Consider the following 26552-nt stretch of genomic DNA (forward strand, 5'->3'; position numbering starts at 1 on the left):
CTTCTTTTTATTGATGAAGCAACTGTGTAAATTCTTCTTGAAGTTCCTTGTTATCCGTTGGTTTTAGATACATTTTTCCACCATTGGTCGTTGGAGAATGAAAGACAATGCCTTCTCCTGTATCTGTAATGGCAAAGAAATAACTATGCACATCTGGATACTTGTCCCAATTGCTATAGCGTTCCACGATGCGGTATTTTGCATTTCCCTGACCAGTATCTGTATAAATGGCATCCATCTTGCTATTTTCCTCTAGAGTATAGAGGTTGTCTGGTCCTACATCACCGCCAGCGATGCCTTTTTGATAGTTGGGTTGGCCCATCTTTTCGCCCCAGGTCTTCATAAATTCTGCTAATTTTGCTGATTTTTCAGCATTCCAAGGCGTTTTTTCCTGGCTTTGGCTATTTCCCGCTGATGGTGCGCTGTCAAAAGTTTGCCAGTCAAAAGCCTTGAGATCCAGTTTATTCTCATCCGATTTTCCAAAGAGGCTATTCAGATCTGAACCAGGTACTTGAACTTCTTCTTCCTGGACTTTGGTCGCAGCTTGAGGCGTCTTTTCTATCCGTGAAAGCACAGCTACCCCACGGCCAGTTCCTGACATCCAGCTGACTTCTAAGACTTCTCCTCCCTGATAGAGGGTCGTCGCATTGCGCGCTCCACCGTGTCCAGCGACGAAACCTTCAGCTAGCAGAGTCGGTTTTTGGTTCTTGAGATAGTAGACTCCCGTCACAAAGTAGTTTCCATCGGTCTGCTGATTGGCGATGATCATCTCATCTACCCCATCGTTATTTAAGTCCTTAAAGGCATAGCGAACGGCATCTGGCTGATTGATCACGGTCTCGATCACCCAGCTATTGATCATCCGATCTTCTTTAGCTAATGCATCATTCAATTTGGAAATAGCATCTAAATCTTTTGAAGTGGCAAAAATCTTTTGGTAGTCTGAAAAAACAGACTGATATAATTGTTTGTTATCTGTTTTTTTCGCTTGTTTCTTTGCTGAAGTCTGGCTTGTTGCAGCCTCTTTTTTGGGACTGGACTGACGTTGGTATCTTTGGTAACATCCTGTTAACATGACCATACTCGAAGCCACTATTCCTAACTGCACCCATTTTTTTCTTTTCATCTTATTTCCTATAATCTCCCTTATTTTCATACTAAACTTTATTATACTAAAAAAAAGGTGAGGAAGGAATCCCTTCTTCACACTTAGTTTATTTTATTCGGTTTGGCTCGACGATCCGTTTGACTTTCAATATGCTCTTTCACCAAGGCAACCACCTCATCATTGGTTGGAAGGTCCGAGTGCTGGGCATCTTCCCCCGTCACCGTAATCTCCGTATAGCTAGCTGCTTGGTTTTGGTAGATATATTTCCCAGCAGAAACACTGGCATCTGGGACCAACTCATCTGAATCATAGGTGATGGTCCCTGCTACTGAATACATATGAAGGGTTGTGGGGATAGCTTCTTTTCCCTTGATAAAGTCAGCTAACATCTCAGATTTATTTTTGATATTGGTCTCCGTGAAATTGTAGGGAGTTCCGATGGTCATGAGGGTCTTGAGATCCACATCGTAATCCCCCAGGTAATTTTCAATAAAGGCTGTATAAATCAAGCCACCGTTGGAATGACCCAAGCCCTTAAAATTATTAAAATTATATTTTTCTTGAAGGGCTTCGAAGGCTTGATTAAATAGTTTAGCTTGCTTTTTAATGTTGCTATAGCCATCTTTGTTGTTTTCAAAACCAACCACAATTACTGGCTCATTGTCCTTGGCATCAATACTTCCACTATAGGTGATATGCCCATCATTCCAAACTTTGACCTTGAGCAGGCTGTGTTTGGTTCCTTGGCGGTCTTGGTTGAGCTTGGTCACCAAGCCATCAAAGCGGTTCTCTGTCGCTGAGCTTCCCGGGATCATGATGATGGGAGACAATTTTGAATTATAAAATTTCTCGATTCTTGAAACATTGGTCCGAGTCCAGCTATAAGAAGGAATGGCTAAAGCGATCAAGAAAAGACTGACCAAAGTAAGGACGATTGCTGTTTTTTTAGATGGCTTCATCGCTTTCTCCTTTCACTTTTAAATCTTTTCGGATACGATTTCCCATGCGGACAAATGGTAGATAAAGGAGCACATCGACGGCAAAACAAAGTATACTTACAGCTAAAGCCCTCAGACTTCCTCCTGTCCCAATAAAGGCATAGAGAAGGCTAGGAGTCCCGTCTGGCACTGGATAGACAGCTGCCGGCATCAGTTTGAAGCACAAAGCTACAGCTGCTATCGCCATATTCGCCAAAGGGATCAATAAGAAAGGAATCACATAAAGTAGATTGAGAAGGACCGGTATCCCTACCATGAATGAAGCCCCATTGTTAAAGAGACTTGGAAAAATGCTGAGGAGACTAACTTTCTTGTCCTTTTGACTTCGTGAAACCAGCAAGATCGCCACCAAAAGCGATAGGACAGCTCCAACACCTGCCACCAGACCAAAACTCCGATACAAATTGGTCAAGGTATAGGGATAAGGAATACCTGTCGTTGTATGATGCGTCACAGCGTAGGTGAGATTTTCCAAAGCAAAGTTATCATCCGCGATAGAATTCAAGGCAAAGGCTTGACTATTACCAAACCAAGCAGATAGGCTACTAAAAAGACCCATGCTAAAGGTGGACAAGAGATGATGACTGCTTACCGTTAGAGAAGCCAAGAACTGTCGGATAGTCTGAAAAATATTAAATTGATTTCCAAGAACCAAAAGAAGATTGAGGCTGACCCCTAGAACTAAGGACAAGAAAATGGGACGCACCGTCTTGGGTTGATAGATGAAATCCTTGTCTACAATCTGGTCATCACTGGCCTTGGATAGACGAAAGATCTGCCCAATTAGATAGCCTAAAAAAATCGCTAAGACGATATTGGTCGTCGCGGGTAAGTTGATACGCGTCAGTTGCCCGTCATGGAGCGGTCCCACCAACAATTCCTGAGACCCCACTATTAGACTGACCAAAAGAGCTGTCACTCCAGCTGTCCCTGTACTTCTACCATAGTGCCCAGCTGTGTATTTTCCAGCGAAGTAAGTCGCTAAAGGCCCAGCTAGACCTCCTAGAAAGTTGGAAAAATTGATAAGGACTTGACTAATAGCTTGATCCCACGGCAACCAGCTATCCATCGAAAAGAGCTGATGGATATAGCCTCGATCGGAAAAGACTGATAGAGCGATCACCCGAATGATCCCTGAAAATAGGAAAAAAGGAAATAAGGAAACCAGGGTCTTCTGGGAAATTTGAATCAAACTTTTTTCTCGTAACCAGAAAAACTTCTGGACTAAATACTTGGTCATAGGGCCTCCTGTTCGAGTTGATTGACTTATTCACGTTGCTTACTTTCTTCTTATTATACCATACTGGCGAGCCTTTCCTTTCGTTTGTAGAGACGTCATCAGTTGAGAATGCTGTTAAAATTTTCAAAACTTTTCAAAAACTCTTTGACAGGGGTCTTCATTTCCTCTATACTATTTGTTAGCTAACAAAACGATGAATCATGTTAACGTCAGCCCTGCTATGCTCATAGCAATTGGAATTGATGGGAAATGAGAGAGATAGGATGGATTTTCAGACCATTTTTACAACATTATAGAAAGATTTAGGAGGAATCAGACGTCCATGTCACAAGAAAAAATTTCAGCCAAGGTCCTGTATGCTATTTTTGCAACAGGGATCCTTTCCTTTTGCGGGGTGGCTGGGGAAACCGCTATGAATATCACCTTCCCAATATTGATGAAGGAATTTGAAATCAATACTGCAACCGTCCAGTGGGTTACGACCATCTATCTTCTAGTGGTTGCCTGTGTGGTCCCCTTGTCTGCTTATCTCAAACGCTCTTTTAAAATGAAGTCCATCTTTTTAGTTGGAAATCTTCTCTCTGTTTTAGGTGTTCTTATCGACTTCCTTGCTCCAAGTTTTGGCTTTGTGGTCCTGGGACGATTGGTTCAAGGAATGGGGGTTGGTTTTGCCCTTCCTCTGATGTTTAATATCATTTTAGAGCAGGTCCCAAAACGCAAGATCGGTCTCATGATGGGAGTGGGGACCCTGATTACAGCTATCGCTCCCGCCATTGGGCCTACTGTCGGTGGTCTCTTGACGGCCAACTTCGGTTGGCGGTCCATCTTTTTGGTTCAATTCCCGATCCTTCTAGCTTCGCTAGTTGCAGGACTTCGCTCCATTGAACAAATCAGTACAGTCAAACGAGAAACCCTTGATATCATGAGCCTTCTCGCTATTATTGCTTCATTTTTAGGCTTGATTTTAGGGATTCACGGTCTTTCTGATCATGCTTTCTTTAGTTTTTCTGTCCTTGGTTGGCTGGTGATTGGGTTCTTGGGACTGGTTCTCTTAGTCTGGCGGTCTAATCGCTTGGATACTCCCATTATCAACCTTGCCATCTTAAAGAACCCTCTCCTTACTGGCCATGTTCTTGCCTTTTTCACTTTCCAATTAGGCTCTCTGGCCATGAGTTTCCTATTGCCCAATTATGTCCAATTGGTCAACCACTCGAGCACCACTCTTGCAGCCTTGATGCTACTTCCAGGAGCCATCATTGGAGCAGGTTTTGCTCCTTTCTCCGGTCTCATTCTAGATAAGTTGGGCGCTCGCAAACCGATTCTCCTTGGAGCTGCTTTAATCCTTCTAGCCCATTTCCACTTCACCCTTTTTGCTCTGAAGCTGACAAATGGCTTGATTCTCATCTTTTACATGATCTTCATGACCGGTATGGGGCTTGCCTTTGGCAATATCATGACCAACGGACAAAAACAACTCTCTCTGGAAGAGCAACCCGATGCGAACGCGATCTTTAACACCCTGCAACAATTTGCAGGCGCTGTCGGAACAACCCTGGCTTCGCTGATTGTTGCCATGAGCCAAGCTAATCAAAAGATGGACTTTACTCAAGCCACTGCTAAAGGAAGTCGCAACGGTTTTATGGTCTTATTTGCCTTGGGCATCTTCCAACTCCTTCTCTTATTTTGGGTTGTTGGGAAAGAACAAGATACGAATTAATTTTTCTCATCAGAAAACAGCAATTTGCTGTTTTTTTGTTATCCTTTTCTGACCCGTGTGACAATGCCATCAGTATCCTCAAAGGTAAAGTCACTTCCGCTAAATAAACCTTGCTAGAATAGGCGTATGCCCTATTCTTTCTTTTTTGCTTGCAATGCCAAAGATTATAACTTAAATTTCATTAAATTGTCGAACTTTTATCATTTGAGTTAAAATCCTTGCTTTCTTTTTGTATTTTATTTATAATCATTCTAAATAAGATAAAGGAGACATTGTATGACTGAAATGAAACATGGAGTAGATGAATCATTTAGCGATCGATTGAATATCTTGAGAGCCGCGGTTCTCGGGGCCAATGATGGGATTATTTCTATTGCTGGGGTGGTAATTGGGGTGGCCAGTGCCACACCAAACATCTGGATCATTTTCCTTTCTGGCTTATCGGCGATTCTGGCAGGTGCCTTTTCGATGGCGGGAGGTGAGTATGTCTCTGTTTCCACACAAAAAGATACGGAAGAAGCCGCTGTTAACCGCGAACAAGCCTTGTTGGATCGCGATCCAAAGTTAGCGAGAGAATCTCTCTACCACGCTTATCTTCAAAATGGAGAATGCGAAACTTCCGCAAAGATTTTGACAGAACGGGCCTTTCTAAAACATCCCCTCAAAGCCCTGGTTGAAGAGAAATACGGCATTGAATACGAAGAATTTACCAATCCTTGGCATGCTGCTGCATCTAGCTTTCTTGCTTTTTCGGTTGGTTCCCTTCCTCCAATGCTCTCTATCATTCTCTTTCCAACTGCCTATCGCATTCCGGTGACCGTCTTCGTTGTTGGACTATCCTTGATCTTCACTGGCTATACCAGTGCAAAACTGGGAAAAGCACCAACCAAGCCAGCCATGCTTCGCAACCTCATCATTGGACTTCTCACCATGGGTGTGACTTACTTCTTCGGACAACTCTTTAGTATCTAAAAAGCTGAGACTTCTGTCTCAGCTTTTTCTTATGCTTCTAATAGATCTTGTGCTTGTTTTTTCAGTCCTTCCACTGCTTCGTCCGTCAAGATTAATTCACCTGTTCCCCAGGCTTCTGGGTTTACGGTTGTTCCAGTGAACTCTCCAACTACTTGAGTTCGAACGAATGGCAAAAGCGCTTGGTATGCCGCAAACATTGGTTCGTGTCCGGCATTGGCTACTGAAGAAACCGTTACGATCTTATCTTGAAGGGCAGATGGACCACGAGTTTCTGACAGGTCAAGGGCACGGCTAAGCCAGTCGATCAGGTTTTTCACTACACCTGGAATAGCAAAGTTATAGACTGGCGAGAAGATCCAGATGGCATCCGCAGCAAGAACCGCATCACGCGCTGCCTGCACAGCAGGCAGAGTTGGTGTTTCCAAATCTTGGTTCATCATTGGAATGTCCTTGTAGTCCAAGTAAGTCACCGTTGCTTTTCCTTCCAGAAGACTTTCTGCTTTCTTAGCCATTTGGTGGTTAAAAGATCCTTGACGAAGGGATCCGACGATAAATAAAATGTTTTTCATAGTTGTTTCCTCTTTCTGTTGTAATATTTTTTGTTACAATAGCTATTATACAGGATCATAATGTAATGTCAAGGATTACAACTCGGACATTTTAAACTTTTATTCCATTTCACTAAGGATGGGCCAAGAAGAATGAGAAAAAAGGTTGGACAAAAGTCTCCAACCTTCAATAAATCACAACCGTATAAATCTGTAGAGGAACAACATCCAAGAAAAACGACTCCCAGAGATCTTTACAATCCATTTTAGAACTGCTTTTTTATCAGCAAGGTAATTCTCAATCCCAAAATTCTGTTCTCTCTACTACTCCTCGTTAGACGAATCAGTAGCCAACATTTTTTTGATGGATTCGCTGGATAAATCCGTCATTTCAGCAATCATCTCGATACTCATCCCCTTCAAAGATAGTTTTTGAATCAGAGACTGCTGAACAGCTTGAACTCCCAGCTCCATGCCTTCTTGTCTGCCTTGTTCCAATCCCTGTTCGAGACCTTGTTCGAGACCTCTTTTCAACCCTTTCTGAAAACCGGCTTCCAGTTGTTCTTTCCGAAAGGTATCCATGCTCATTTCCCAATTTTCTCTGATACGAATCCGTTCATCAATCATTTCTTTTTCCTCCCTTGTCCAATTTGATGGGATCAGGAGTGATTCTGCCTGCTCGATCACTTGATCTGGTTGATGACTGAATGGGCGATTGCCAAAAAATTCAAGCCATTGTCTCCAGTGAGCGTTCAACTCCGTATCTCTACTTTCATTATACTTATCCAACTCTAAAAAGGCAACCTTTAACATATTGTGCGCTACTCCATCCTTTCGAGAGCTATAAAGAGGTGTCCCGTCTACTGTATGGCGCATTTCATAGACATTGACGGGTGAATCTAAATGAGGAAAAATACTTCTCTCCAGGATAGCGATCCCATAGACCGGCTCCAGCTCCTGGTACATAGAATGGGTCGCCCCTTTCTTTCGCTTGCGTTGGACATTTTCTACCAGTTGATTGGCTAAATAATAGTGAAAACGATTCAAGAAATACTCTTGCTTCAAAACTTGAATCTCAATGATGACTTCAAGCCCACTATCTAGTCTTGCTCTCACATCAACAGATGTTTCAAAAGGAAGATCTCCTAAAAACCCCTGCTCATGGATCTGGTCTCCTTCTAAAATCTCAACGGACTCTACTGGCAGATCCAATACTTCGCGGATGAATTTGGCTGTCACATCTGGCAGACTAAAAATCTTTTTTGCCATCAAATCCAAGGTGGGCGATACATACTCGTGTCGTTTCTTCATAGCAACCTCCGATGATTTCGTATAGGGAATCCCCTCACTTATACCATTCGAAAAAATTGCAGAAAAAAGGGAGTGGGAAAGAACTCCGACTAGTAAAAAAGAGTTCGTCTTCCCACCCCCGCACAGTTGAGTAGGGCTGTAAAAGCTGATGAAATCAGCGTAGTAGAGCCCACTCAACCACTGCGTCTTGCTCGACAATCCAAAAATAATTGAGAGGCTAGGACTTTTGTCCCAGCCTCTTGTTTTTATGCATGCTCCAATCCTTTTCGTGTATTTTCTTTGATAGTTTCGGCTGAATGGAGCAATTTTTCTTTTTCTTCTTCTGTCAAATGCAAATCCAATCGTTCAAGAATTCCTTTTCGACCCACGATCGCTGGGTAGCCAAGATAGGTTCCATATTCTGGACGATAGTTAGACACTGGCATCTCCTCGTGACTATCATTGATCACAGCTTCTGCCAGGCGTTGGGCTGCTGCTGCAATCCCAAAATTGGTATAGAATTTGCCAAAGAAAACTGTGTGGCCACCGCGTAAGGACTCGTAGTTGATGGCGTCAAGCTCTTCTTGAGAGAAGAGATCGGTAATAGCATGTCCCTTAACACGGACCTGACTCCAAGCGACAAATTGAGAATTCCCATGCTCACCGAGGTTGTAGCCTGATACACTAGCAGGAGAAACCTGCAAACGATCCGCAACTGCACGCTTCATCCGAGCTGTATCCAGCAAGGTCCCTGTCCCAATCACCTGTTCTTTTGGAAGGCCGGTATATTGTTGATAGAGTTGAGTAACGGCATCAACTGGATTGGTCACTACCAATAAGACCCCACTAAAGCCAGAAGCCTTCAAATCACGCGCTACTTGCGCCACTTGCTTACTGGTAAAGGGAAGCTCCGCAAAACGGTCATCAGTGTTATTAGCCTGCAACTCGATATTTCCAAGAGTCGACACCACGACATCCGCATCTTTTAAAGCCGCGTAGTCATTGACCGTGATATGCACCGGATACCCCGTATTGGCAACTGTATCACAGAAATCCAAGGCATCTGCCTTGACCTTTTTCTCATTGGTATCAATCAATACCAAGTGATCACAGGTGTGTTTCAAAATCATGCTGTGGGCCAAGGTCGCACCCACATGCCCCAAACCAATAATACCAATTTTTCTTGTCATCAGAATCCTCTTTTCTAGTATCGATCACACTGTTGGTGAGGATAGCTCTTTGTTGACTCTATTCTACCACAATTCTAGAAAGGCGGATTGAAAAAATGGGAAAATTTTCAAGTTTTTTTCAAAAAGAAAAGAGGCGCTGCCTCTTTTAACGACTCAGGAAAGAAGATTCTCAATCTCTTCAAGCGATAAACCTGTCATCTCTGAGATAAGATCAGGTGTCATTCCTCGTGAGACCATTTTGCGGATTAACTGCAGACGTTCTTCATTACGACCTTGTTCCAGGCCTTGTTCCAAGCCTTGTTCTAAACCTTGTTCCAGACCTTGTACTAGACCTTCTTCGCGCGCTTCGTCTATAGCCGTCTCCAGGGTCATATCATAATTTTCTTGAATACGAATCCGCTCGTCTATCATGGTCTTCTCCTCCTTGGTCCAGCTAGATGAATCTAATAATGAATCTGCGTGGACAACGGCCTGACTGGGAGCTTTTGTAAAGGGAAGATTCCCAAAAAACTCCAACCACTGTCTGCCTGCATCTGTCAGGTTCTCATCTTTATTATACTTGTCTAGCTCTAAAAAGGCAACCTGCAGAAGATTTTGGTACTTGCCATTTTTATAATAGGCCTTAAGTTGCTTGCCGGACCGGCTATTGGTCAGCCAGTATTTATTGATGGCGCCCTCTTCGTCTAGCAAGAGCGACTTCTCCAAAATCGCAATCCCATAGACTGGCTCCATCTGCTCGTACATCTTATGTGTCTGACCTCGCTGGCGTAGTTTTTGTACATTCTCCACCAGCTGATTGGCCAAATAGTAATGGAACCGATTCAAGAAATATCGCTGCTTGCGAATCTGGATCTCGATGATCACCTCGGTCCCGTCATGGAGCTTGGCTCTCACATCCACCGCAGTGGATAACAAGTCATCCTCCTCATAGGCCATGCTGTGGGGCTGGCTTCCTTCCACAATCTGAGCGTCCGCTACATCCAGCTCCAAAATATCTCGAATAAATGCTGCCGTCACCTCCGGCAAACTAAAAATCTTCTTGTCCATGATGTCCAAAGTCGGCGATACATGCGCGTGTCTTTTCTGCATCCCTGCTCCTTTTCGATAAAAAATAGAGGGAAGGTCCCTCTACTTCTATAATTCGAAAAAAATTTGGGAAATAGCGAATAAAGTACCCTTTACCTAATCCCTATCTTCTCACACCCTAGCCCTTAAACTCTTGGACAAATTTCTTGAGTTCGGCATCGGCTTCTGGAGTCGTTCCATGAAGCTGGCTGAGCATGTCTAGAAGAGAAGCTGTCTGGGTTTCAATCGTCGCATTGGTTTGGTTAATCTTAGCCACGATCTCTGTCAGTGGCTCTACTTCTTCTTCCTCAAAGGTGTCCACATAGCGTGGGATATTGAGGTTGTAGTCATTCTCGACGATCTCCTCAAAGCTAGCCAGATGGGCAAATTTATCCATGTCCTCTCTGCTCTTATAGGCCTTAAGGATCTTCTCGATATGGGCATCCGTCATGATATTCTGGTTCTTGCCCTTGTCAAATTCCTTAGAAGCATCGATAAAGTAAACGTCCCGATTGGTCCGGTTCTTCTTGAGAATGATGACTGTCGTTGGGATGCTAGTATTGAAGAAGATATTGGCAGGAAGACCGATCACCGTATCAATGGCCCCTTCTTCCAGCAAGGCCTTGCGAATGGTTCCTTCAGCATTGCCACGGAAAAGGACCCCGTGAGGAAGGACGATAGCCATGACACCCTTGTCCTGCTTGAGGTGGTAATAACCGTGCAAGAGGAAGGCAAAGTCCGCCTTGGACTGAGGCGCCAGCTTACCAAATGGGGAGAAGCGAGGATCTTGGAGGAAGCCAGAGCTTGCAGACCACTTAGCTGAGTAGGGTGGGTTCATAAGAACCCCATCAAAGTTGGTTGGCTCCTGGGTCGGCCAGTCTTCGTCCAGTGTATCGGCATTGTGCAAGAACTGGTTTTCCACCGGAACCCCGTGTAGGATCATGTTCATCCGAGCCAGGTTATAGGTAGAGGTATTGAGCTCCTGACCAAAGTACTGGACGGTTTGAGGCTGGTGAGAATACTTCTTGGCGTTGAGCAAGAGGGAGCCTGATCCCATGGTGGCATCGTAGAGGGTAAAGCCCTGCTCATCTTCACGCCCTAAAAAGGCGATCTGGGTCATGAGCTTGGCTACAGGCTGGGGTGTATAGAACTCACCTGCCTTCTTACCCGAGTCAGTCGCAAACTGACCAATCAAGTACTCGTAAGCATCCCCAAGCATATCACCTGCATGACCTGCCACATCCAGCACTGCCAGCTCTTTCATAACAGTAGCCACTAGCTGGTTTTGCTTTTGAGGAGTGGCCCCTAGCTTCTTAGAGTAGAGATCAATGTCCTCAAAGAGGTTTTCATAGAGGTCATCACTTTGCTCGATGTCTCGGAAACCCTGAGCCAGATCTTCCAGCTGGAAGGTCCCTTCATTGACCCGGTCTACCAAGGCCGTAAAGGTCAAGTCTGGCTTGATGACATAGTTGAGCTCATCGGTGATGACGGCGGTCAAGTCCTCTTGAGAGTCTGGATCCTCATAGTAGGATCGGTAAAGCGCTAAGGCTTCATCCAGACTCTCTGTCTCCTCCTCCATGGTCTCTGCCACGAAGAAGAGCAACTTATCTGAGAGGTACTTGTAAAAGATCATCCCCAAAAGGTAAGACTTATAGTCATTGGCATCCATCTTAGAGCGAAGCACATCCGCTGAGTTCCACAGGGCTTGGTAGAGCGACTGGGAGGTTTGTGTTGTTTCCATAGTAATTCTTTCTGATTTCTTTTAGACCTTTTCTTGTTCCAGTGGAACGACGGCGAGGGTCTTGCCCAGACTGGCTAAGACTTTCAAGACCGTGTCCAATTGAGGACTGGTCTTTCCTGTCTCCATCCGAGCGATGACCGGTTGACTGACCCCACTGAGTTCTTCTAGTTTCTTTTGGCTAATGCCCTTTTCATGCCGAGCTTCGATCAGCTCTGTCATAATCGCGACCCGCAGATCACTTTCCAGGATTTCTTCCTTGGTAAAGAGCTCTGCTCTCACATCTTTCCAATTGCTGCCGATGGCACTATTCTTCATCTCTTAGCCCTCTTTCCTTCAAATCTTGCAATTCCCGCTTGGCTTTCTCAATCTCTCGTCTGGGTGTCTTTTGCGTCTTTTTGACAAAATGATGCAGTAAGACAAAGCTCCCATCCAGCCAAGCCACGAATAAAATCCGATCCCGCAAGGGTCTCAACTCCCAGATCTCTGCATCCAGATGCTTGATGTAGGGTTGGCCAGCACGTGTTCCATGCTGACTCAAAAGCTCGATGTAGTCGTTGAGCTTGTTTAGTTTGATCCGGCTGTCCTTGTTATCGCGACAAGCCAGCTCCCTCATGTAGTCTAAGACCGGTTGATTCCCTTGTTTGTCCTTATAAAAATAAATAGCGTGCACAAAGCAACCTCTTTCGAATTTATTATAACTCTAAAGTTATTAAAAGTAAATACTTTTAAGTTATTAAATACTAAGGAGCACACTTTGAAAGATCAAAGAGGCTCACTTATACTATTCGAAAAATGATGTGCTTATGGTTGCTGATAAGGGGAATTTTTGAAGGTTAGATAAACATATCTTGTAAGAGTTTCTTTTTGAGTGTTTCGAGCTGAGAAATTTTTTCTTGGTAAGAGTTGATGAGGCTATCGAGGTTTGAGAAATAAGAGCCGATGGCTTGTTGTTCTTCAATGCTAGGTGCATAAAATTTAAAATCTTGCATATCTGCTTGGAAAAGATGAGGTATGCTACTACCTGATACCTTTAGATAAATTAATTTTTGAAATACAGAACTTGTCAAAATCTGATAGAAAAACTGAGAAGAAACTTCCTTATCCAACCGTACTAACATCATTGTTGAATTAATCGTCGCCTCCCCTTTCAAATTTGAAACTAAAGCTGGATTTCCAAGAGAGCCGTCTTTTGAGAAAATGATATCTCCTTCCTCTAACATAATGTCTGGAGATTCATCATATCTCCACTGTGGTATATGGTCGACTTCTCCCCAATCAATTACCCCATTTTTTATATGTTTACCAGCAATCATACTTGGTCCAACTTCAGTATATTCCTCTTGTTTTAGACTTTTCCAACCTAACCTTCCTTTAATTATTGCACAGTCACCTAATCTTAGATTCTCCCACTCACCTTCAAATCCATCCAAACGAATATCAGGAACGGTCTGTCCAGCTTTGGGAAACATCTTGGAGAGCATGGTCGCCTTGAGAGATTGGTAGTTAGCAAGATTGTCCTTGTAGCTAGCTAGAAGGTCGTCGAGGGTGCGGAAGAGGGAACCTATGGCGGATTGTTCTTCTATTGATTCTGAAATACAAAATTCAAAGGAATTAATTTCTTTGGAAGATATATTTGGTTGTGCACCTGCTACTAATACAGCGTTTAGTTGGTTAGTAAATGCTTTCGTCTGCAGAACAGAAGAGAGAAAATCATAGTCTACTGCCCCATTATTTTGGAAATAACCTACCCGTTGATTTTGATAATATTCTTCCTCAGAATCTAACATAGCTATTTTCCCTGTTGTAGCACCTGACATAGCTAATAGAAGTGAACGTCCTTTAAGTACAAATTTCTCATCCGGACTTAGTTTTGAATAATATTCAAATTCACCTCCAACAGTCCCATCAAATCCAATATTTGAGATTCTAACAATTGGAATTCCAACATTTTGAAATTTTTCACTTTTAAAAGCAAATCCTCCACGTAAAGGAGCAATATTTTGTAATGCTTTTCTATTCCATTTTTCATGAAAATTTTTGAATTTTATTTTAGGTAGTATAGCTTTCAAACTCTTTTCTTTACCTCATTCATCATTTTTTAATATTATATCATGAAAAATATATATGAATGCTAATAACAAAAAAAAAGAGAAGAAAATACCTCTTCTCTAATTAGCACTACTCAATTTTTTAGGAAGTTATAAAAGACTAATTAACTCGTCATCAAGCAATGATTTATTGTCTTTATATTTTTCTGAATGCTCCATGTAATCTATAAAATACTCTGGAGAAGAAGTTGTTGAATCTAGAATATAGTTCTTCTGTTTATCTTCATTGTACGGTTTATTGATTTCAAGTTCTCTCAGAGTTTTTTTAGAGTATGGTTTCCCTTTTGCATCCTGATACATCGGTAATAGCTGTAATCGACTAAAGATATTAGAAACATATCTTGCTGGAGATATAATATATCTCTTACTAACCATTGTTTTGGGAACCAAAATCAATAATCTGTCTTTTTTATTTTCCTCTGGATCCAACACATAAAGACTCTCAAACTTTGCCCATTCATGATTCTTATGATCCCAATATTCAAAAGTTTTTGTATCACTACTAATTTGAAGCCCGTGTAATCTAGCTTGTTCTAGTGAAAAAACAATAAGTTCTTTCTTCAACAAACTGACAATCAAATCTGACATTCTATCTTCAGAAAATCTCTTAATAAATAAAGGCATAGCTACTGAAGTTAATGCTTTCTCTTGGACAGCTATAATAGATGATTTTACATAACTAAAAAATTGGTCAAGCATCTGCATTGAGACACCTTTCCCTTTTGAGTTATTTGAAGAATATCCTAAATGCGTTGCATTGCATTCTTTCGAATGTGAAAACAAATTAAATGAATCTTTCTTATTCCCTTCACAATAAATTTCATAAGACTGCTTAATAAAATCATCAACAATCTTTTTAAAATTGTCTGGTAATAACAACGGATCTACAAATAACATAACATCTTCATTTGTATCAACATCTAAAAAGTCTAATCCAATTTGTATGTGTTCTCTATTTAAATACTTTGATAATCGTATACCGATCACCCACTTTCAATAAAATTTGTAGAATGTAGGTTAGAAATTTTCACTTAGATTTACAATCTATCAAATAAATGATACACTAGATGTGGAGTTTTTGAATAGTGCTTTCCTGAACTAGCGAAAAATTCTAATCCTGTCAAGTCGTCAGCGGTAACTGACGTCTTTTTTTCTACATTTAAAATTATAGCATACAAAAAATAAAAATCAATATCTTGTGGTATTTATTTAAAATAAATTTACAAAACACAATATATAGTTGTTTATTGCCTTTTTAGGTTCATATTCCTATCATAATCTATATGTAGTGTATTTAATTTCTTAATGTAAAACCTAAAATCTCCCCTAGAACAGTCATTCTAGGGGAGATTTTGGATTTTATATAGATACTTTCTTTACCCCCTACCTCCCCACTCTCAGTGGTTCAATGACCTCTTCGATCAGTTGGGTATAGGCTTCTTTGATTTGTTTTTTGTAGCTGAGTGGGTTGAGGGCATCTGCTACTTCTGCCTTGTAGTCTTTGTAGCGTTGACTCTTGGTCAGCTGGCTTTCACCGGCTTGTTTTTTGGCGCCTTTGCGGTAGTGTTGGATATAGTAGCGGAGTTCGTCGGCTCCTATATACCAGTTTTTGGCGAAGCTTACGATATGGCTATCGATGATGGATTCGATCATCTGGTCCAAGACTCCGGTGATGGCTTGTCCTCGGTAGCGTTCAGGCTCTTCTTGGACCTGGGTCCAGAGGTTTTGGATGATCTCTGCTAGGCTTGGATTGGTCCGGTTCAGGCTCTCGATATAGCTATCCACGGTTGCGATATCCTTGTCACTCAGGGTCTGCTCCTCATTTTCCTCCTGCTGGATCATACTCTGGATCAGCATCAGGATATAGGCATAGTTGATCTCATCGACTTGGACAGACTCCAGTTCATAGTGGATGTCCAGCTCATCTTGGCTGTCCACTTCTGGATCCCTGCTCTTGATCTCCGCCAGGATATTTTGATAGAGGCCCAGATAGGCTTCGAGCTGGCTATCGCTGATGCCTGTTTCTCGATAGATCTCTTCCTTATCGTACTCTGAGTATACGCGGATCGAGGCTTGGTACTTGTCAAAGACCTGATAGGCTTTGGCGACCTTACGGAGCAGGGCTGTTGGGGCCTGCTCGAGGGCGACTCCTTCTTCTTCGAAGTCTGTGACTTGGCCTTTAAACTCTGCCCAGGCTTTTAAGAAGTTGCGCTTCTCTTCTTCCCAGCTTGGTGCCAGGACTTCATTTTCTCCCCCATTGGAGTAGAGCTTGAGGGCATTGTCGACGGCTTCCTTAAAGGCTTGAGGTCGCTGGAAGGTGATGATATGGCCGAAGTGCTTCTTGTCATCAAAGATCCGATTGGTCCGGCTGAAGGCCTGGATCAAGTCCTGTGGGCGCATAGGCTTGCGATCGATAAAGAGCGTAGAAAGACAAGGTGCATCAAAACCGGTCAAGAGACGATCTACCACGATGACCAGATCCAACTGTTCATTGCGGTAGAGATACTTGTCCTGCTTTCTAGCCAGGCGATTGTTGACATCGGTGTTAAAGCCCCGCAGATCCGCTAGGCTAAAATGCGTGCCAAACTCTTGGTTGTAGTCCTCCATGACCTGCTTCATGTGGTCTTGGTAGCCAATGGATTCTTCCTCATTTTCAGACACCGAGTAGGTGATGGTAAACTTTGGAAAATCTGGCAAATGGCGTATGACCCGCTCGGAAACTTTGACCCGCTCCTTGCCAGCGAGAATGCTCTTGAGCAGATTATAATAGGCCTGTGCTCGTGGGATAGACTTGACTGTCAAGATAGCTTCATAGCTCTTTCCGACCCCTTTTGGGATATTGAGCTGTTGCTGACTCTTATTGAGGATGGCATCCAGGACTTCTAGCATGTGCTCCTTGTCCTCATAAGCCTGGTCTGGGATTTCTTCTTCTAGTAGATCTGAGATGATGGTATTACGGTAGTCTACCTTAAAGCCTAGAACCGCTCCATCATGGATGGCTTCCTTGACCGTGTATTCATGTAGGCGATCGCCATATTGTTGGTGGGTGGTCTGAGCCAGGTCTCCCACTTGTTTGCGTTTGTTTTCCTTGAAGATTGGAGTCCCTGTAAAGCCGTACCAGAGAGAGTTCTTGAAGTAGGCCTTGATCTCCTTTTGCGTCTGTGGAGTGACTGCCCGGTGGCACTCATCAACGACAAAGGCCACGCGCAGGTCCTTGATCTTCCCAGCATCCCGCTGGTACTTTCCTTCTTCGAACTTGCGCATCATGGTCGTGATTTTCTGAATGGTCGTGACCACCACGCGCTTGTCATTGCCCCCTAGGCGCTTGACCAACTCATGGGTATTGTCCGTCTCGTCGATGTCGATGACATCATTGGCCGCATAAGAGAGGAAGGACGAAGTCGTCTGCTGGTCCAGGTCTCTTCGGTCGACGACAAAGATGGTCTTTTGGATAGCAGGAATCTGCAAGAGATTGCGCGCTACCTTGTAAGATGTCAGGGTCTTGCCTGATCCGGTCGTATGCCAGATATAGCCCGACTCTTGACGACGAGAGGCTTCCTGCACTGCCTCGATGGCATGGATCTGGTATGGACGCAGGAGGATGAGGGCTTTCTTGCTATCGTCGATGACCGAGTACTGCATGACCATTTGGTGGGCCCGAGGGATAGAGAGGACCTCATGCGCAAAGATGTTGAGATCGATCATAGTCTGGTTGTCCTTGTCCACCCACTTGGTCAGGAATTGCTTATTTAGCTTGCTTTCACGGGCTGCAGCGATATAGCGTGTATCGACTTTATTGGTCACGACAAACATCTGCAAGCTCGAGTAAATGCCCCGGAACTTACCTTCACGGTCGTACTTCTTGATCTGGTGAAAGGCATCTAGAAAGGCCATTCGTGGGCTCTTGAGTTCGATATGGATGAGAGGCAGGCCATTGATCAGAAGGGTCGTATCGAGCCGTCGATCTTGGTCTAGCGGATAGGCCTTGTCGCGTTCGACTTGGTTGACCACTTCATAGCTCGACTTCCCAGCTGCGATATTGTCCCGCCAGATGACTGCTAAGCGGATGGTCCCTAGACTGGCATCCTCACGTTGAACTTCAACCTTGGCGATGCCATTTTCACCAGCAAGCCACTTGGCCGCTTCATAATAGCTGATAAAGTTGAGCTGGTTCTTGATCTGGCGCTTTTCTTGATCGGTCAAAGGATGGTCCGCCAGCACGGCGACATTGTTTTGCGCCAGCTTATCAAAGAAATTGTCCCACAACTGATCTTCATTCTTGAGATCCTCGCGATAGGTCCACTGACTTTCTCCTGAAGTCAACTGCTGGATCAACTGTCTTTCAATCTCAAGTTCTGGAGTTGCTACTGCCTTCATCCGTCTATCCTTTACCTGTACATAATCTCCTATTATTATAGCATGTTTGGGAAAGAAATTAACGCTTTCAAAGCATTTTGTTGGGAATTGGCACAAAAAAACGAACCTATTCTGGTCCGTTTTTTCTTAGTCTAATTGAATCCCTTTTTCTGCTAGATTGTCCAGGCATTCTTTAAGGTAAGTAGTCTGGTGTTCGGGATAGATAGGGGTGCTCAAGGCTTCTTCTTCCAGTTCTGGGTAGGCTGGGCAGGTCTTGCCTCGGTAGGTCGGCTCCCACCATTCTGGGCTGACCTTGTAGCCACGAGCGATCATCTCCTCCATGATCAGGCGGTGATAGGCATAGAGACGATAAGGCGAGTAATCAAAGACATAGTTGACTGTCGCGTGCTTCTTGCCCCAGCCATTGCCTCGAAGGGCGCAGCATTCCCGGTGTTGGCCGAGGAGCTGGGGACGAGGGAGTTTAGTAATCAAATCTTGGTGCCACAGTCTCATCTATTGACCTCCTAGTAGTGTCGAGTCTTGCAAGTAGCGATTCGGGTAGCGCTCAAGGAGCGTCTGGATCCCTTTGATGAGATCCTCTTGGCTAGCTTGGCCATGCTGGTATTTCTCAAGTAGCAACATAAAGTCCGCCTTTTCCTCTGCAGTCGCCTGCTTTTTGAAATAGCCCCAAATATGCTGAAAGGCATTGGAGACTTGGCCACGATTTTCCGGCAGGGCTAGCGCTTGCTGGATTAGGTCCTCGACGTGGCTGACCTCCACCTGGTCTCGCTTGAGGTATTCCCGGATTTCCTTGTAGATATTACTCGAACGACTGAGCACCAGGTATTTATTTTTCGCCCATAGGACTTGACAGTGATGTTTTTGCTCCACTTTTGTCTCCTTTTGATCTTCTCTATGAATAGTCCTCCCATTATACCATGGAAATGATTCATTCCATCAAAAAAAGGCTGGGACAAAAGTCCTGGCCTCTTAATTGTTTTTGAATTGTAGAGCAAGACGCAGTGGTTGAGCGGGCTCTACTACGCTGATTTCATCAGCTTTTATAGCCTTACTCAACTGTGCAGAGGTGGGACGACGAAATCGAATTCTAACGAATTACCGATTTCTGTCCTACTCTCTCTTTCATTGATTACAAGGCTGTGATGGCTGTGATCAAACCAAAGATGATCCCTGGTGCATTGGCTGCAGCAAGTGGAATATCGCGTTCTTTTTTGAAGAGTCCGTAGTAAACCCAAAGGCTACAGTTGATGGCTGCGACAAGGGGTTGAACAAAGTTCCCTTTGTGACCTGCGAGGTTATCCATGATTTGTGGGAAGTAAGACACATACATCATAACAGACATAAAGGTCGCAACCCAACCAAGAATTTTCATTTGTTTTTCATTCATTTTGAAACTACCATTTCCTTTTCTTTTTTTAAAGTATGCACTATTCTACCTTTTGTCCTTTACAAATTCAAGTCTTTTTTTCAAATGTTACCGAACTGTAAAGTGTCACAATCTTGTGATTTTGCAGGAAGATGGATTTCTTTTCGAGAGAGTCTTCTCTCTAGTTGCCATTTTTTTGACACATTGTCTAATTTTGTGCGAATGTAATCATTTTCATCTTGCATAGCATGCAAATTAATTGCATTTTCTTCCTACTTATGCTATTTTGATACACAGAGGTAAAATTTTATGAATAAACAAAAAATCAACCAAATCGTTGGCTCGATCGGTGCCTTTATTGGGATTATCGTTTTCATTGCCTACATCCCACAAATTATTGCTAATTTACAGGGAAATAAGGCCCAACCTTTCCAACCCTTGTCAGCTGCTATTTCTTGCTTGATCTGGGTCATTTATGGTTGGACAAAGGAACCTAAAAAAGACTGGATTTTGATCATTCCAAATTCAGCAGGTGTCATCCTAGGGGGATTGACTTTCCTTACATCACTTTAATAGAAATCGATCAAAGACTGAACTCGACTGGTTCAGTCTTTTTTGTGTATCCCTTTGAACACCAATTGACAATAGCGATCGGACTTTACAAGAAAAAGCCCGCTATAAGCGAGCTTCTCTTTTCCTAAATCTGCACAATCTTACGATAGCTCCGAGAGGTGATCCAAAAGACGATCAGGTAGGTGATAAGAAAGACACCACAAACGCTGAGGGTCACGACGAGGACCTGGCCACTATTGATGACACCGAGGACTTTGAGAATGAGTCGGATCATATGATAGGCAAAGGCCAGGTGGATAAAGGCAAAGATGAGAGGGAGGAAGAAGACAGTCCGCACTTGACGGTTGATGGTCCGTTTGACCTCGTGTTCATCGAGCCCTACCTGTTGGAGGATGACGAAGCGGTCACGGTCTTCATAGCCTTCTGAGATTTGCTTGTAGTAAATGACGATGACGGTTCCGACCATAAAGATCAATGACAAGAAAATCCCGATAAAGAAGATGCCACCAAAGAGGCTATTCAACTCTACCACATCATTGGCTCGGTTACCTCCATAGATAAATGTTCCTTGGGCCTGTTGGCTACTCAATTCATCGATCATCTTGTCATAGCTGGCTGCTAGCTTGAGCTGCTGGTCTTCATCAACATTGACATTGAAGCCACCGTAGATATTGGTATTAATGGCAAGATTTGGAAACTGGGCGACAAATGCTGAAAGGTCTGGCACGATCAAGTAATTGAAATCCTCCGTCAGCATGTTAAACTGATTGGGCACATGATCGGTGATAAAATCCTTGCTCACTTCTTCCTTGACTTGGAAGTCTTGCCCGTTGATAGTGAACTGCTTTTGCCCTTTAAGATCCTTGTTATGGGCAAAGAGGATGACTTGGTTGCCAGTCAGATCGACGTGTTCGCCTGTCATGTGTTCATAACTAGCTACATCAAAGACCATAAAGACGGTTTTAGGAGTGACGCTGCGTTCATCAGCTGGATATACCGTGAAGTCCGTGCCCTTTTGTGATTTAACCCCAAAGTTGGCATAGGTCATCAGGTCGCGATTCTTGATCTCGAGATGATGCTCAGAGGCAAATTCATCAAATTTCTGATTGATCTGCTCCAGATCGACCCCTTTTCCTTGGACAGAGAAATCATGAGGCGCCATGATTTTCTTGACCATTTCGCTACCGACATAGATGTTGGTTGCTGCAGAGATGGTCACAAGCACCATGGTCGAGAGGATGGCAATGGTCGCAAGCCCCACTGCATTTTTCTTCATACGATAGATGAGATTAGAGACCGAGATCATATTGTTGGGCTGGTAATAGTAGTTCTTCTTTTTCTTAAGCAGATGCAAGAAGACGGTGATCCCAGCATTAAATAGCAGGTAGGTCCCAATCATGACCAGGATAACGGCTAGAAAGAAGGTCACAAGCGCAATGATGGGGTCTTTGACAGACAAAGCTAGGTAGTAGCCACAACCGAGAGCTGCTAATCCAAGAATGGTTTGGGGCCACAGGAAGCGAGCTTTCTTTTCTCCACTGGCCTTCTCACGCGTCAACTGCAAGGCATTCAAACGGAGAATGCGCCAAGCATTGAGAAGAATCAAAAGTCCAAAGATGAGACCAAAGGTGACAAAGACCAAGATAACAATCCCAGGTTGGAAGGTAGATACTAGCTGGACCTTCATCTTCATGAGTTTCAAGAGAAAGGCGAAGATCAGCTTGTCAAAGAGGGCTCCAATCAAGACACCGGCTGAGATGGTTAGAAAGCCAAAAAGCAAGAGTTCCTTGAAGATCATGCTGATGAGATGGCGTTTTTCAAGGCCTAGCATGCTGTAGATCCCCAGCTCCTTGGAGCGATTTTTCATGACGAAGCTATTGGCATAGAGCACGATGATAGCTCCTGCGGCATTGACCACGAAGAACCCCAAGCTGAGAGTGAACACTATGGAAGAGCCCCCTCGAAGCTCGGAAATACGGGGATTAAAGGTCAGGGAGTCAAAGAGGTAAGCGATGGTCACTGCGAGAATGACCGCAATCGCAAAGGGATAATAGAGCTTGCGGTTCTTAATCAGATTGGAGCAAGCTAATTTAGTGGTTAATCGAAACATCTACTCCACCTCACTTGCCATGATCGTCAGAGTATCCGAGATTTCTTGGAACATCTGACGCTCCGTTTTTTCCCCGCGGAAGATCTGGTTGTAAAGAATCCCGTCCTTGATGAAGAGCACGCGCTTGGCACGCGCTGCCGCTGCGGTTGAGTGGGTCACCATGAGAATGGTTTGGCCCATGGTATTGATATCTTCAAAGACATCCAGCAAAGCAGCTGAAGACTTGGAATCCAGCGCCCCTGTTGGCTCATCGGCAAGAAGGATTTCTGGCGAGGTGATGATAGCCCGTGCTACGGCTACCCGTTGTTTTTGCCCACCAGAGATTTCGTAAGGGTATTTTTCAAGAAGTTGGTGAATGCCCAACTCCCGACTCACGCTATCGACCTCGCTCATCATTTCCTTGATCGGTCTGCGAGAAAGGACCAGTGGCAAGAGGATATTATCCTTGACAGACAAGGTATCGAGCAGGTTGAAGTCTTGAAAGACAAAGCCTAGTTTTTCCCGACGGAAGCTCGACGCATCCTTGTTCTTGATGGTGGAGGTATCGGTGCCATTGAGGTAGACCCGTCCTTCGGTCGGCTGGTCCAGCATGGCTAGGATATTGAGAAGGGTCGATTTCCCGGATCCTGATTCCCCCATGATAGCCACGTACTCACCCTTTTCCACGGTGAAGTGGATATCCTTTAAGGCTTCAACCTGCGTTCCTTGAAAGCGGGTTTTGTAGATCTTTTTGATATGTTGAACATCTAGTAATGACATACTTTTCTCCTTTTACTAGTAGATCAAGAAAAATTCTTGGGTTTGTTGCAGGACTTGGAGACCAAATTCCGTCTTTTCCAGATCGGTTTGGTTATTTGGTTTCTCAGTCTTTTTGGGTTGTTTCATCCATTTCAAGAGTTTCATTTTCTTGACCTCCTTCATTTGATGAGACTATTGTATAAAAAATAAAAGGCGGCTACCATAACCTAACCTTTCATTTTGACCTTTATTTCTTACATTTTTGTAAGATGGGGAAAATTAATCCATGACCAACTTCTTCTCTTCAAAGCGAATGGCAACGGTCGTGCCTTGGCCGACCTCTGAATGGAGGGTGATCCTGTGGCCCAATTGCTCTGCGATTTTCTTAGATAGATAGAGCCCCAGCCCTGAAGATTGCTGGGTCAGGTGGCCATTGTAGCCGGAGAAGCCCCGCTCAAAGACGCGGAGGACATCGCTATTTTTGATCCCAATCCCGCTATCTTTTATATAGAGAGTCTGGTCTTTAAAATAGATTTCAATTCCCCCTGTGCTGGTGTACTTGAGGCTATTAGATAAGAGCTGCTCGATGATGACCAGGAGCCACTTGCGATCGGTGATGACCTCCTGCTCCAAATCATGCAGATCCACTGTCAAATTCTTTTGGATAAAAAAGAGGGCATACTTGCGGACTACTTCTTTGACCAAGTCTTCTACCGACACGCGCTTTAAGACTAGATCATCATGAAAACTCTCCAGTCGCAGATACTGCAAAACCAGATTGGCATAGGAGTCAATCTTAAAAAGCTCCTGCTCCATCTGCTGCTTGACAATGGGCGTCTCGACATCTTGCACCAAGAGCTGACTAGCCGCAATGGGCGTCTTAATCTGGTGAACCCAGAGGGTATAGTAATCCATCAGGTCATTGAACTTGGCCTGGGCTATCTTCCCTTCCTCTAAGCGCGCCTGCTGTTCTTCCGTGTATTTTTCATAAAGGAGGTGTTCCAGAGGCGAAGCAACCTCAACTTCCTCATAAAGTGCGGCTTTGCGGTAGTCCCGAAAGGTCATGGCGAAATCCCAGATCAAGACACAGAAGGCAAAAAAGCCTAGCACTAGGGTCGCATAGAGGAAAACCGTCCCCGTCTCTGGAAAGAGATAGGCAAAGACCCAATCGACGATCAAAAAGATGACCAATAGATAGAGTAGGCGCCTGCGGGATACCACATACTGCCAGAAGATCGTTCCAAATTTATTCATGGGTCAACCCGTAACCGATGCCTTTCTTGGTTTCGATGAAGTTTGACAAGCCAGCCTCTTCTAATTTCTTACGAAGGCGGGCCACATTGACAGACAAGGTATTGTCATCAATAAAGAAGTCGCTATTCCAGAGCTCCTTCATCATGTCATCGCGCGCCACGATACTGCCTGCATGCTCAAACAAGACGCGCAGGATCTGAAATTCATTCTTGGTCAGCTTGATGACTTCCCCTTCATACACCAAGTCCGTGGACTTGAGATTGAGGATGGCTCCCCGGTGCTCCAGCAGATTTTGATCTGTCCCAAATTCGTAGGAGCGGCGTAAGAGCCCTTGAACCTTGGCAAGGAGGACATTTTGATCAAAGGGCTTGGTGACAAAGTCGTCTCCACCCATATTGATAGCCATGACAATATCCATGGCTTGATCCCGTGAAGAAAGAAACATGATCGGAACCTTTGAAACCTTGCGAATTTCCTGGCACCAGTGGTAACCATTGTAGAGAGGCAGGCCAATATCCATGAGAATCAAGTGGGGGTCACTTTCGACAAAGATCCCGAGGACATCCATAAAATCCTCGACTGCGACCACTTCATAGCCCCATTGTTCCAATAATTGTTTGACCTGTTGGCGGATAATGTCATCGTCTTCGACTAAGAGAATTTTATGCATGGCTTTCTTTCCTTCTTTTTTTCTTCTTCCTATTATAACAGATTAAGAAGCAGAGAAAAAGGCTGTTTCAGAGGGAAAGAAGAGCTGGGGCCTACTTTCTTGATGGGAGTCGCTTTTTCTACATCCATTTTTGTGCTATACTGAAAGAAATAAGACACGGGAGGCACAGATGTCAACTATTTTTGATTACCTAAAAGAAGTGACCTACGATTCTATATATGACCGCCCATTCAAGGAGCTGGATGTCCTCGCATTGACAGAGCTGACCTATCTGCCCTTTGGACACATTGTGCCTCAAGGAGATACAACAGGAATTCCAGTGCGCCTGTCTGATGCGATGGAACTCATCGATCGGACTACCGATTTTATCGTGAGTAACCAGCACCTGCAATTAGTCGATGAGTTGGCTACTTCAAAGCGCTTTAAGAACATCAAACTCCTCAACTATGTCGATGAATACGATCCCGATGTGCAAAAACAGTTTGCGGCCATGACCTATCGGCTTAGTCTGGATACGTATTTGGTCGTTTTCAGAGGAACGGATGACACCTTGATCGGCTGGAAGGAAGACTTCCACATGACCTATATGGACCATGTACCAGCTCAGAAGCGCGCAGCCAGCTACCTGCAACATGTCATGAAGGAATTTCCGAAAGGACGTTTCTTAGTAGCCGGTCACTCCAAAGGGGGAAATCTCGCAACCTATGCCTGCTCGTATCTACCTGATTCCTTATTTGAACGGGTCGACGCGATCTACAGCTACGATGCTCCTGGCCTCAACAAGGCCATTATCGAAACAGAAGGCTACCAACGCACGTCCCCAAACATTCGGCGCTTTGTCCCTCAGGGATCCATCGTTGGCATGATGTTGGAAGTACCAGAACCGACAACCATTGTCAAGAGTCGCGCCTTTGGTGGCTTTGCCCAGCACGACGCCTTTACTTGGGAAATCAAGGACTACAGCTTTGTGACCGTTTCTGAAACCAGTCCCGATAGCCAGCAGACCGACCTGACCTTGAAGCAATGGGTTCGCGAAACATCGGCAGACGAGCGCAAGAAGTTTTTTGACACCTTTTTTGGCATTTTTCTGGATGCCGGCATCACTTCCATCAATGATCTAACCGATCTCAAGCAGCTAGCTAAGGCCAAGGAAATCCTCCAAAATGCCCAGGATTTGGATCCAACCGAGCGGGAAATGCTGGAACGCTTGGCCAAGCAGCTCATCGATACCCGCTTTCAATCCTGGAAAAAATGGCAGACGGTCCCCCGCATCCTGGTTCAAATGGCCGCATTTTTCAAGCGAAAAAAAGCAGTCGATTCCACCTCGCCACTGCTCCTGGAGCACAAGGAGTGAGGCTCAACTACTGAAAAAAGAGACCACTTCTTCTATTCACTAAAACGCAAAAAGAGGCTGGGACAAAAGTCCTAGCCTCTCAATTATTTTTGGATTGTCGAGCAAGACGCAGTGGTTGAGTGGGCTCTACTAC

Annotated in this window: 25 protein-coding genes; 4 read left to right on the top strand and 21 right to left on the bottom strand. The window is 44.2% G+C overall.

Annotation, left to right across the window (positions count from 1 at the left end; all coding sequences use genetic code 11):
* Positions 1 to 7: 7 nt before the first annotated feature.
* The 3 genes from AC6IZR_RS07720 to AC6IZR_RS07730 form a co-directional block, all read right to left on the bottom strand.
* Positions 8 to 1126 (bottom strand): DUF4767 domain-containing protein, encoded by a 1119-nt coding sequence (locus tag AC6IZR_RS07720; RefSeq protein WP_070586460.1) that lies wholly within the window; start codon positions 1124 to 1126, stop codon positions 8 to 10.
* Positions 1127 to 1209: 83 nt separating this feature from the next.
* The gene (locus tag AC6IZR_RS07725) at positions 1210 to 2067 is read right to left on the bottom strand and encodes an alpha/beta hydrolase (RefSeq protein WP_070586458.1); all 858 of its coding nucleotides are present in this window, start codon (positions 2065 to 2067) and stop codon (positions 1210 to 1212) included.
* Positions 2054 to 3346 (bottom strand): PTS transporter subunit EIIC, encoded by a 1293-nt coding sequence (locus tag AC6IZR_RS07730; protein WP_070586456.1) that lies wholly within the window; start codon positions 3344 to 3346, stop codon positions 2054 to 2056. The genes AC6IZR_RS07725 and AC6IZR_RS07730 overlap by 14 nt, the downstream gene beginning before the upstream one ends.
* 322 nt (positions 3347 to 3668) lie before the next feature.
* Between AC6IZR_RS07730 and AC6IZR_RS07735 the strand changes: the two genes are divergently transcribed.
* Both AC6IZR_RS07735 and AC6IZR_RS07740 read left to right on the top strand, forming a co-directional pair.
* Positions 3669 to 5063 carry an MFS transporter gene (locus AC6IZR_RS07735; RefSeq protein WP_201036849.1) on the top strand — a complete coding sequence of 465 codons (1395 nt, stop codon included), beginning with the start codon at positions 3669 to 3671 and terminating at the stop codon, positions 5061 to 5063.
* A 276-nt stretch (positions 5064 to 5339) separates the two neighbouring features.
* Positions 5340 to 6035 (top strand): VIT1/CCC1 transporter family protein, encoded by a 696-nt coding sequence (locus tag AC6IZR_RS07740; protein WP_023917522.1) that lies wholly within the window; start codon positions 5340 to 5342, stop codon positions 6033 to 6035.
* A 29-nt stretch (positions 6036 to 6064) separates the two neighbouring features.
* On the opposite strand, the gene AC6IZR_RS07745 is transcribed toward AC6IZR_RS07740, so the two are convergent.
* From AC6IZR_RS07745 to AC6IZR_RS07805, 13 genes are all read right to left on the bottom strand, one after another.
* The gene (locus AC6IZR_RS07745; RefSeq protein WP_004219679.1) at positions 6065 to 6604 is read right to left on the bottom strand and encodes an NADPH-dependent FMN reductase; all 540 of its coding nucleotides are present in this window, start codon (positions 6602 to 6604) and stop codon (positions 6065 to 6067) included.
* Between the two features lie 303 nt (positions 6605 to 6907).
* Positions 6908 to 7894 carry an Rpn family recombination-promoting nuclease/putative transposase gene (locus AC6IZR_RS07750; RefSeq protein WP_485768880.1) on the bottom strand — a complete coding sequence of 329 codons (987 nt, stop codon included), beginning with the start codon at positions 7892 to 7894 and terminating at the stop codon, positions 6908 to 6910.
* 245 nt (positions 7895 to 8139) lie between these two features.
* Complete coding sequence (locus AC6IZR_RS07755; RefSeq protein ID WP_485768900.1) at positions 8140 to 9063, bottom strand: L-lactate dehydrogenase; 924 nt, start codon at positions 9061 to 9063, stop codon at positions 8140 to 8142.
* 153 nt (positions 9064 to 9216) lie between these two features.
* Entirely contained in the window at positions 9217 to 10152 is a 936-nt protein-coding gene (locus AC6IZR_RS07760) for an Rpn family recombination-promoting nuclease/putative transposase (protein WP_497848391.1), read from the bottom strand.
* Positions 10153 to 10267: 115 nt separating this feature from the next.
* A complete protein-coding gene (locus AC6IZR_RS07765; protein ID WP_497848392.1) occupies positions 10268 to 11869 on the bottom strand; it encodes a type I restriction-modification system subunit M in 1602 nt (533 codons plus the stop codon).
* Positions 11870 to 11890: 21 nt separating this feature from the next.
* Positions 11891 to 12184 carry a helix-turn-helix domain-containing protein gene (locus tag AC6IZR_RS07770; protein WP_021144391.1) on the bottom strand — a complete coding sequence of 98 codons (294 nt, stop codon included), beginning with the start codon at positions 12182 to 12184 and terminating at the stop codon, positions 11891 to 11893.
* Positions 12174 to 12539: a type II toxin-antitoxin system RelE/ParE family toxin gene (locus AC6IZR_RS07775; protein WP_497848393.1), complete on the bottom strand. Its 366-nt coding sequence runs from the start codon at positions 12537 to 12539 to the stop codon at positions 12174 to 12176. The genes AC6IZR_RS07770 and AC6IZR_RS07775 overlap by 11 nt, the downstream gene beginning before the upstream one ends.
* A gap of 163 nt (positions 12540 to 12702) precedes the next feature.
* Positions 12703 to 13938, bottom strand: coding sequence for a restriction endonuclease subunit S (locus AC6IZR_RS07780; RefSeq protein ID WP_497848394.1), 1236 nt, complete (start codon positions 13936 to 13938; stop codon positions 12703 to 12705).
* A gap of 129 nt (positions 13939 to 14067) precedes the next feature.
* Positions 14068 to 14964, bottom strand: a complete 897-nt coding sequence (locus AC6IZR_RS07785; RefSeq protein ID WP_497848395.1) for a DUF8370 family protein — start codon at positions 14962 to 14964, stop codon at positions 14068 to 14070.
* Between the two features lie 396 nt (positions 14965 to 15360).
* Positions 15361 to 18354, bottom strand: a complete 2994-nt coding sequence (locus AC6IZR_RS07790) for a type I restriction endonuclease subunit R (RefSeq protein ID WP_497848396.1) — start codon at positions 18352 to 18354, stop codon at positions 15361 to 15363.
* A 126-nt stretch (positions 18355 to 18480) separates the two neighbouring features.
* On the bottom strand, positions 18481 to 18846 hold the full coding sequence (locus tag AC6IZR_RS07795; protein WP_254741196.1) for a TIGR02328 family protein: 366 nt from the start codon (positions 18844 to 18846) through the stop codon (positions 18481 to 18483).
* Positions 18847 to 19224, bottom strand: coding sequence for a YbgA family protein (locus AC6IZR_RS07800; protein WP_070589570.1), 378 nt, complete (start codon positions 19222 to 19224; stop codon positions 18847 to 18849).
* A 259-nt stretch (positions 19225 to 19483) separates the two neighbouring features.
* On the bottom strand, positions 19484 to 19741 hold the full coding sequence (locus AC6IZR_RS07805) for a SemiSWEET family transporter (protein WP_003006102.1): 258 nt from the start codon (positions 19739 to 19741) through the stop codon (positions 19484 to 19486).
* Between the two features lie 288 nt (positions 19742 to 20029).
* Between AC6IZR_RS07805 and AC6IZR_RS07810 the strand changes: the two genes are divergently transcribed.
* Positions 20030 to 20293 carry a SemiSWEET family transporter gene (locus AC6IZR_RS07810; protein ID WP_003012241.1) on the top strand — a complete coding sequence of 88 codons (264 nt, stop codon included), beginning with the start codon at positions 20030 to 20032 and terminating at the stop codon, positions 20291 to 20293.
* Positions 20294 to 20417: 124 nt separating this feature from the next.
* On the opposite strand, the gene AC6IZR_RS07815 is transcribed toward AC6IZR_RS07810, so the two are convergent.
* The 5 genes from AC6IZR_RS07815 to AC6IZR_RS07835 all read right to left on the bottom strand — a co-directional run bounded on the left by AC6IZR_RS07815 (position 20418) and on the right by AC6IZR_RS07835 (position 25065).
* Positions 20418 to 22403 (bottom strand): FtsX-like permease family protein, encoded by a 1986-nt coding sequence (locus AC6IZR_RS07815; RefSeq protein ID WP_371476252.1) that lies wholly within the window; start codon positions 22401 to 22403, stop codon positions 20418 to 20420.
* Entirely contained in the window at positions 22404 to 23162 is a 759-nt protein-coding gene (locus AC6IZR_RS07820; RefSeq protein WP_497848397.1) for an ABC transporter ATP-binding protein, read from the bottom strand.
* A 15-nt stretch (positions 23163 to 23177) separates the two neighbouring features.
* The gene (locus AC6IZR_RS07825) at positions 23178 to 23306 is read right to left on the bottom strand and encodes a hypothetical protein (RefSeq protein ID WP_260314290.1); all 129 of its coding nucleotides are present in this window, start codon (positions 23304 to 23306) and stop codon (positions 23178 to 23180) included.
* 114 nt (positions 23307 to 23420) lie between these two features.
* The gene (locus AC6IZR_RS07830) at positions 23421 to 24395 is read right to left on the bottom strand and encodes a sensor histidine kinase (protein WP_201037331.1); all 975 of its coding nucleotides are present in this window, start codon (positions 24393 to 24395) and stop codon (positions 23421 to 23423) included.
* The gene (locus AC6IZR_RS07835) at positions 24388 to 25065 is read right to left on the bottom strand and encodes a response regulator transcription factor (RefSeq protein WP_004219907.1); all 678 of its coding nucleotides are present in this window, start codon (positions 25063 to 25065) and stop codon (positions 24388 to 24390) included. The genes AC6IZR_RS07830 and AC6IZR_RS07835 overlap by 8 nt, the downstream gene beginning before the upstream one ends.
* Positions 25066 to 25234: 169 nt before the next feature.
* On the opposite strand from AC6IZR_RS07835, the gene AC6IZR_RS07840 reads away from it, so the two are divergent.
* Positions 25235 to 26419 carry a DUF2974 domain-containing protein gene (locus AC6IZR_RS07840; RefSeq protein WP_497848398.1) on the top strand — a complete coding sequence of 395 codons (1185 nt, stop codon included), beginning with the start codon at positions 25235 to 25237 and terminating at the stop codon, positions 26417 to 26419.
* The last annotated feature ends 133 nt before the right edge of the window (positions 26420 to 26552 follow it).

The organism is Streptococcus mobilis (assembly GCF_059727625.1).